Genomic DNA, 5,081 nt, shown 5'->3' with positions numbered 1-5,081 from the left:
TTTCCCATCGTCACCGCCGACGCGGGATTCGTCCGGCAGAAGACGACCTTCCCGCGCGATACCTACGGGTTCGGCGCGCTCCGGGTCAGCGTTCCCATCTATCAGGGTGGCGAAGTGGGGGCCCGGGTTGCCATTGCCAAGGAACAGGTGCAACAAGCCGCTCTCGCCCTCGAGGAGATCCAGCGAACCGTGAGAGAAGACATCAGGATCGCGCTTTTCGACGTGGAAGCAAGCCGTACGAACCTGTCTCTCGCCGAGGAGCAGCTCCGGACCGCCGAGGCGGAGTATGCTCAGACCTCGGAGCTGTACCGCAACCAGGAGTTGACGTCGCTCGACCTCCAGGTTTCCGAGGCCGCGCTCGCCGACGCTCGCCGCGCCGTCGCCACGGGAAGGCTCCTCGTCTACGCCGCCGAGATCGAGGTCTGGTATGCTGCCGGCTCGTTGAGCGAGGTCGCGCTGGGCCAGGAGTCGACACCATGACGAAGCATCGCATCGAGTGCGTGACAGGCCTCGTCTTCGCGCTGGCCTGTCTCGCGGCCTGTGGCAGGCAGAGCGAGCCCCTCGAGCCAGCGAAAGCGGAAGCGGATGTCACACCCGCACCGCTCCCCGAGGACGTTCAGCGAGGACTCGCCGCAGTCGCCGAAACGATGCCAACGGAGACCTCGTCGGTCCTCGTCGAAACCGGTGAGCTCGTCTCGCCCGTCCGATCCGAGCTCTCCGCCAAGTTTCCTGGCCGGGTGGGGAGAGTCTTCGTGGACGACGGCGCGCGGGTGCGCAAGGGCCAGCCGCTTCTCGAGATCGAGAGCGACTACCTGCGCCTCGAGAGGGACCGCGCCGAAGCCGCGCTGGCTCGTAATCGAGCCGCGGTCGAAGAGGCCCGGCGCGACTTCGAGCGAAAGCAAGATCTGCTCGAGAAGGGCTCGGTCTCCCAAGCGCTCTACGATCGCACCAAAGCGGTGCTCGACCAGGCCGAAGCGGCGCTCGCCGAAGCCGAAGCCTCTCGGGCCCTCGCCCAGCAACGACTCGACGACGTCGTCCTCGTGTCGCCCATCGACGGTATCGTCGCCGAACGGAGGACCGATGTGGGTGAACGTCTCGGCGAAGCAACGGTTGCCTTCGTCATCGTCCAGGTCTCGCCTTTGAGAGTGCGGTTTCGTTTGCCCGAACGATATCTCGCCTCGGTGCAACACGGTCAGATCGTTCGGGCGCGCGTGGATCCCTACCCCGAGGAGATCTTCGAAGGAAGGGTCACCAACGTCGTGCGCGCCGTGGACGCGGCGACGAGAAGCTTCGTGGTCGAGGCCGAGATCCCGAACCGGGACGAGCGATTGAAGCCGGGGCTCTTCGCCCGGGTCGAGCTCGATCTCGACGAGGAGAAGATCTCGTGAGCTTCCGGGAGGTCCAGCGTGCATAAGCTCGCCGAGCTCTGCGTCAAGCGCCCGGTATTCGCCAGCGTTCTCATCCTCTCGCTCGTCGTGGTGGGCCTGTTCTCCTACGCCGAGCTCGGGGTCGATCGTTTTCCCAACGTTGACTTTCCCTTCGTAACCATCTCCACCCGTTTGGTGGGAGCGGCGCCGGAAGAGATCGAGACCGAGATCACCGACAAGATCGAGGAAGCGGTGAACACCATCAGCGGCATCGATCAGCTCATCTCGGTGTCTTCGGAGGGCATCTCCGTCGTCACGGTTCAGTTCGTGCTCGAGAAAGACGGCGACGTGGCCGCCCAGGAGGTGCGGGATCGAGTGAACAGCGTCCTCGGAGAGCTGCCGACGGACGTCGATCCTCCGCTGATCGAGAAGATCGATCCCGACGCCTCGCCCGTTCTCTCCATCGTTCTGTCGGGTCCGGCATCGGCACGTGACATCACCGAGTTCGCCGACAAGACCCTCAGAAGACAGATCGAGTCGACCCTCGGAGTCGGTCAGGTGCGCATCGTCGGGGGGCGACCGAGGCAGATCAACGTCATCGTGGATACTTCCAAAGCGGCGGGTCTCGGGCTCACGGCCGCGGAGGTCGTTCGGGCGCTCCAGAGCCAGAACGTTCAGCTCCCCGGCGGAAAAGTGGAGCAGGGGCCACGCGACCTGACGCTCCGGACCTATGGCCGGGTCTCCTCACCCGAGGAATTCGCAATCATCCCGGTAGCCGTCCGCAACGGCTATCCGGTTCGGGTGGGTGACGTCGCGCGCGTCGAAGACGGCATGGCGGAGCCCGAGACCGTCGCCACCTTCGACGGCGAGCCCGCGGTCGTGCTCCAGGTGCGAAAGCAATCGGGCACCAATACCATCCAGGTCGTCGAGCTTCTGAAAGAACGGATCGAGCAGCTAAGGGGTCAGCTCCCGCCGGGCTGGAAGATCGACCAGGTTCGGGATCAATCCGAGTACATCCTCGGCGCGGTGCATGCGGTCCAAGAGCACCTCATTCTCGGCTCGCTCTTCGCCGCGGGAATCGTGTTTCTCTTTCTCGGCAAGATCCGCCCCACGATCATCGCGGCGGTCTCGATTCCGAGCGCTCTAATCGCGACCTTTGCCGCCATGGAGTGGATGGGCTTCACCCTGAACGTGATCACGCTTCTGGCGCTGACGCTCGCCGTGGGAATCGTCATCGACGACGCGGTGATCGTGCTCGAGATCATTTTCCGCTACATGGAGGAGAAGAAGCTCTCGCCGCGGGAGGCTGCCGTCGAGGGGACGCGGGAGGTGGGGCTCGCGGTCATCGCCATGACGCTTTCGCTCATCGCCGTTTTTCTCCCCGTGGCGTTCATGGCAGGCATCGTCGGCCGTTTCATGAACTCGTTCGGCGTGCCCATGGCCTTCGCCATCGCCGTGTCGCTTCTCGTCGCTTTCACCCTGACCCCGATGATGTCGGCCCGGTGGCTCCGGGTCGAGGACCTCGCCCACGGCAAGTCCTCGCGGGAGTCCCGCTTCTACGCGCCGGTGGAGCGGGTCTACATGGCGATTTTGCGCTGGTCGATGCGTCATCGATGGGCGGTCGTCATCGTGATGACCCTGACCTTCGCCTCGACCGTTCCCCTCTTCGTCACCGCCGACAAGAACTTCATTCCCAACGACGACGAGTCCCAGTTCGAGGTCATCGTGCGGGCACCCGAGGGCTCGAGCCTCGAGACCACCGGGGTGATCATGGAATCCATCGCGTCCCGGATTCGAGAGTATCCCGAGGTCATTGCGACACTCCTCACCATTGGTGACGACCCCCAGCGCACGCGCAACCTCGGTGTCATCTATGTGAAGCTTCTTCCGGTCAGCGAGCGCGAGCGCGACCAGTTCGCGGTCATGGCGCGGATAAGGGACGAGATCCTTCCGCGATACGCAGCACTCGAGCTGCGAGCTCAGGTGAGCGCGGTCTCGCCATTTCGTGCGGGGAGCAGCGCCCCGATCCAGTTCTGGGTGGGCGGGCCCGACTTCGACGAGCTCGCGAGCTACGCGGCAAACTTGTTGGAAGTCATTCGCGCTCAGCCGGGAGTGGTGGACGCGGACACGAACCTGGTGGTCGGGAATCCGGAGCTCGGAGTCCGCATCGACCGCGCAAAGGCCGCCGATCTGGGTGTCGAGGCACAGGATATCGCCGCGACGATGAACGTGCTCGTGGGCGGCCTCGAGGTCACGGACTATTACGAGAACGGAGAGCAATACGAGGTCCACGTGCGCGCCGAGGAGCGGTACCGGCGCGATGCCGCCGGCATCGTCCAGGCGGAAGTTCCCTCGCGCACCGCCGGGCGCGTCAAGCTCAAAGATGTCGTCTCTCTCGAGGAGGGAACCGGACCGTCGCTCATCAACCGGATCGCTCGCCGGCGGCAGGTGCTCATCACCAGCGGCATTCTCCCCGGGGCTTCTTCTCAGACGGTCATCGATGCCTTGAACGGCGCGGCTGCGGATCTCAACATGCCCCCGGGCTATTCTTACGGCCTGACCGGTCGTTCCCGCGAGCAGGGGCGGGCGGCGCGCAATTTCGCCGTTGCCTTCCTGCTTTCCATCATCTTCATGTACCTCATCCTCGCGGCGCAGTTCGAGAGCTGGCTTCACCCGGTCACGATCCTGCTGGCGTTGCCTCTCACCGTCCCCTTCGCCCTCCTGTCGATCGTGGGGCTCGACCAGTCGATCAACATCTTCTCCGCTCTCGGTATCCTCGTCCTATTCGGCATCGTCAAGAAGAACGGCATCCTCCAGATCGACCATATGAACGGCTTGCGAGAGCAGGGTGTCCCGCGCGAGGAAGCGATCCTGCAGGCGAATCGCGACCGCTTGCGCCCCATTCTGATGACGACGTTCGCCTTCGTCGCCGGGATGATTCCTCTCGTCCTCTCGAGCGGAACCGGTGCCGGCACCAACCGCGCCATCGGAAGCGTGGTGATCGGTGGGCAGACGCTCGCGTTGGTCCTGACCCTCATCGGGACGCCCGTCGCCTACAGCATCTTCGACGATTGGTCCGGGGAGCGGGTCTGGGCGCGAATCAAGGGATGGTTCCGACTGGGACTGTCGGCGGAGCCGTCGCCCGCGGGCGCAGGTCGCCAATACCGCAGGCGCGAGGTCTGACCGGGCGGGCCAAGGACTCTGCGGGACTTAGCTTCAGTCCGGGGACGTCACGAGCCGAATCGCGACCCGAAGTGGGGGTCCGGTGCGCAAGACTCGAAACTCGATCCGGTGTCGATCGCCTTCCAGCCGGCGGCTATAGAGAAGAGTTGCTTCCGAGCAGTCCAGGAGCTCGAAGTCTGTCGTCAGCTCGCGATGTAACCATTCCGAGTACTCCACCCATTCCATCTCGGTCTCGAGCTGCCAATCCATTTGAACCAACCATCGATCGACCCGCGGTAGCGATTCGTTCAGCACCAGCCCGCCCGATGGAGTAGACCGACGAGTCAGCTCCTCGAAGACCTCGAGTGTGTAGCCGAAGGGATCGTCGTCGTCATCGAGGTAATAGAACAGGAAGGCGATTGATATCACCCCCGCAACGCCAGCAGCGAGCTTACGCCTCTCGAGCAATGGCGGCTTCAACCAGGTCCGCTCTGGCCGCCTGTGCCTGGCGTGGCTCGACCCCATCCATGTGTGGCAATCAGTCTCTCGACG

At 64.1% G+C, this 5,081-nt stretch carries 4 protein-coding genes; 3 read left to right on the top strand and 1 reads right to left on the bottom strand.

The genetic code is table 11. The features are described 5' to 3' along the window. From VEK15_06020 to VEK15_06010, 3 genes are all read left to right on the top strand, one after another. Positions 1-480, top strand: a 480-nt coding sequence (locus VEK15_06020; GenBank protein ID HXV60231.1) for a TolC family protein, incomplete at its 5' end; no start/stop codon positions are given. Further along, positions 477-1,388: an efflux RND transporter periplasmic adaptor subunit gene (locus VEK15_06015; protein ID HXV60230.1), complete on the top strand. Its 912-nt coding sequence runs from the start codon at positions 477-479 to the stop codon at positions 1,386-1,388. The genes VEK15_06020 and VEK15_06015, both read left to right, overlap by 4 nt. 18 nt (positions 1,389-1,406) lie before the next feature. After that, on the top strand, positions 1,407-4,550 hold the full coding sequence (locus VEK15_06010) for an efflux RND transporter permease subunit (protein ID HXV60229.1): 3,144 nt from the start codon (positions 1,407-1,409) through the stop codon (positions 4,548-4,550). Between the two features lie 33 nt (positions 4,551-4,583). On the opposite strand, the gene VEK15_06005 is transcribed toward VEK15_06010, so the two are convergent. Further along, positions 4,584-4,958, bottom strand: a complete 375-nt coding sequence (locus VEK15_06005) for a hypothetical protein (protein ID HXV60228.1) — start codon at positions 4,956-4,958, stop codon at positions 4,584-4,586. Positions 4,959-5,081 lie beyond the last annotated feature (123 nt).

It is taken from the genome of Vicinamibacteria bacterium, from assembly GCA_035620555.1.
GTDB lineage: Bacteria > Acidobacteriota > Vicinamibacteria > Marinacidobacterales > SMYC01 > DASPGQ01.
The sequence above is the reverse complement of the archived record's forward strand: the minus strand, read 5'-3'. Positions and strand labels throughout refer to the sequence as shown.